Below are 2932 nucleotides of genomic sequence, written 5' to 3'. Positions count from 1 at the left end.
CTGCTTCGCCACCTCCAGCGGCCGGGTGACAGCGGTCTCCCCGGTGACCGGCAAGCGCCTGTGGTGGACGGCGACGACGCTGGAGCAGCCGGGCGCACCAGGGACCGGACGGCCGGGTGCGGTTCGATCAGCGACGCAGCTTGACCTTGCTGAGCGCGGCGACACCGAACGCGGCGAGGGCGATCTGAATGATCCACTCGATCCAGTCGACGCCCTTGGTGTTGGCGACGTCGAGGCCGGACGCGATGCCGGTGCCGACGAATGCGGCGATGATGCCGATCGCGATCGTCCAGAGCAAACCGATGCGCTGGCGTCCTGGGACGACGAGCCGGCCCAGCACACCGATCACGATGCCGATGACGATGGCGCTGATGACGCCTGAGATCTCCATGAGCGGGCCTTTCGCATCCCAGCCGTTGATGACTACTGACGGCTGACGAGTGCCCGCGCGAAGCGGTACCAGTCCTTTTCCCGGCGGACGGCCGTCCCGGGGGAGCTCGGAGCAAGGTCAAGAGGCCCCGGCGGCCCGTTCGGCGGCGCTGCGCTCGACGCAGAACTCGTTGCCCTCGATGTCGGCGAGGGTGGCCCACCCCGTGCCGTCGGTACGCCGGTGGTCGCCGACCAGCGTCGCGCCGAGGGCGAGCAGCCGCTCGACCTCCTCGTCGCGAGTGCGGTCCGTGGGCTGGATGTCGAAGTGGATACGGTTCTTGATCGTCTTGCTCTCGGGGACGGCGATGAACAGGATCGAGACGCCCCCGGCCTCCACCAGGGCCTCGGGGTCGCCCGGTCGGTCGTCGTCGCCGATCTTGGTGTTCAGAACCTCTGCCCAGAAGGTTCCGAGTCGGTAGGTGTCCGCGCAGTCGATGGTCACGTGGTGCACAAGAGAAGCCATGGCCGCCACTATGGCGGGCGGTCGAAGGACCTTCCAACGGGATTTGCCGTGACCGGTGGGCAGTTGGGCCGGTCCGGTCGGTCGGCCGATGACGGATGTCCGTGCCGCGCTGTCGTCCGTCGCCTCGCACGATCCGGTGTTTTCTTCTTCAACAGGCAACCCAGGCGCCCCTTCACCGGTCTCACAGGATGCTCACAGACTCGGCCCTTGGGCGCGTGGGGTGCGCCCGAACCGTCGGCCGGCCGTGGGCTGTCCAGTCCGATGCCACTTGACCAGGGCACTCGCAGACGAGGAACCGATGACCAGTCAGCAACACCGCATGCGCCTGAAGCGCCCGGCGCTCGTTGCAGCAGCCGCGCTCACCGCCCTGGCAGCCGGGGCCTGGGTGGCTCCCGGCGCGGAGTCGGCCCAGGCGAGCACGGCGGCCAAGCCGAAGCTCAAGCTGATCGCCGCGTCGAAATCCGTGACGCTCGACCGCTGGGAGGGGGAACCCGGGGTCTATCTCGACCTCGGTACGTACGTCACGGTCGACGACGTGCCGCTGGAGTTCAAGGTGACCCGGAAGTCGTACAAGGACCCCGTCGTCGCCAAACAGATCATCCGTGACGGAACGAGCACGCACACCAGAACCCTGCCCGCCGGGCTGGTGAAGAACTTCTCCGGGCTGCCCGGCTTCCTGAACGTGTCCATCAAGAACGCGGCCGGCCAGGAAGTGACGAAGTCCAAGGGGACCTTCTGCCCGAACAACGCCTCCGGGCGGATCCGGCCGGACGCCCCGGCCACGTCGAAGTACCCGGAGAGCTGCTCCGAGAACCCGTTCACGCTGGGCTCGGTGTGGGGCGTCGAGAAGGGCTGGGCGTCCAACTCCAGCACGGTCGACTACGACAAGCCGGTGGACCTCCCGGCGGGGGAGTACACGGCCAAGGTCTCGGTGGCCAAGAAGTACCGCGATCTGTTCGGCATCCCCGACAACCGGCCGACCATCAAGGTGACGGTTCGTCAGAACAGTGACGGGGGAGGGGAGGGGGTGTCCTCGCGCTCCTCCGCCCACCACGGGGCCGGTCACGGTGCGCACTCCGGCCACTCCGCCGCGCACTACGGACCCCGTGGTGCGGAGGCGCCCACGCCGCCCGCGCTGTCGCACGCTCTCGAAGTCCGGGGCATGGCACACCACTTGGGTGACGGACCGGGCCACACCGACGGCTCGCGCATCGCGCCCGCGCTGAAGGCGAACACCGGACGGCCCACCGGCCGGGCGGGCGTCCCGGCCAACGTGCCCAAGCCCGACCTGCGTTCACTGCCGGCCTGGGGCATCGCCGTCACCGACGGCGAGGAGGGGGACGTCCCCGGCAAGGACTATCTCGCCTTCAGCGCCAACGTCTGGAACGCCGGACCCGCCCCGCTCGTCGTGGACGGATTCCGCAGCCCCGGCGCGGAGTTGATGGACTCCTACCAGTACTTCTACGACGCCGACGGCAAGCAGGTCGGGTACACGCCCAGCGGCACCATGGAGTGGGACCCGCGCGTGGGTCACGAGCACTGGCACTTCACGGACTTCGCCAGCTACCGGCTGCTGAGTGCGGACCAGACCCAGCAGGAGCGCAGCGGCAAGGAGGCGTTCTGCCTGGCCAACACCGACGCGATCGACTACACGGTGAAGAACGCCAACTGGCACCCGTACAACACGGATCTGTCGACGGCCTGCGGTGAACGCAACGCGATCTCCGTCCGCGAGGTCCTCGACGTCGGTTCCGGTGACACCTACAGCCAGTACCGCCCCGGCCAGTCCTTCGACATCACCGGCCTGGCGAACGGCACGTACTACATCCAGGTGATCGCCAACCCCGAGAAGCGCCTGCAGGAGAGCAACCTCAACAACAACATCTCCCTCCGCAAGGTCGTTCTGGGCGGTGCGCCGGGCGCCCGCACGGTGACCGTGCCGCCGTACGACCTGGTCGACGCCCCGTAGGAAAGGCCGTAGGACCGCGTACGACATCCAGGTGCCCCCGGGCCGGCGTTCTCGCCGTGCCCAAGGGCACC

General features: G+C 68.6%; 3 protein-coding genes. 1 reads left to right on the top strand and 2 read right to left on the bottom strand.

Annotated elements, in window-relative coordinates; all coding sequences use genetic code 11:
• Positions 1-127: 127 nt before the first annotated feature.
• Together ACN6LB_RS45670 and ACN6LB_RS45665 are read right to left on the bottom strand one after the other, a co-directional pair.
• Entirely contained in the window at positions 128-391 is a 264-nt protein-coding gene (locus tag ACN6LB_RS45670) for a GlsB/YeaQ/YmgE family stress response membrane protein (protein ID WP_356145559.1), read from the bottom strand.
• A 117-nt stretch (positions 392-508) separates the two neighbouring features.
• Entirely contained in the window at positions 509-892 is a 384-nt protein-coding gene (locus tag ACN6LB_RS45665; RefSeq protein ID WP_445031076.1) for a VOC family protein, read from the bottom strand.
• 298 nt (positions 893-1190) lie between these two features.
• Here ACN6LB_RS45665 and ACN6LB_RS45660 point away from each other — a divergent pair, with 298 nt between their 5' ends.
• On the top strand, positions 1191-2861 hold the full coding sequence (locus tag ACN6LB_RS45660; RefSeq protein WP_445031075.1) for a lysyl oxidase family protein: 1671 nt from the start codon (positions 1191-1193) through the stop codon (positions 2859-2861).
• Positions 2862-2932: the final 71 nt, after the last annotated feature.

It is taken from the genome of Streptomyces sp. SAS_270 (genome assembly GCF_052543295.1).
The sequence above is the reverse complement of the archived record's forward strand: the minus strand, read 5'-3'. Positions and strand labels throughout refer to the sequence as shown.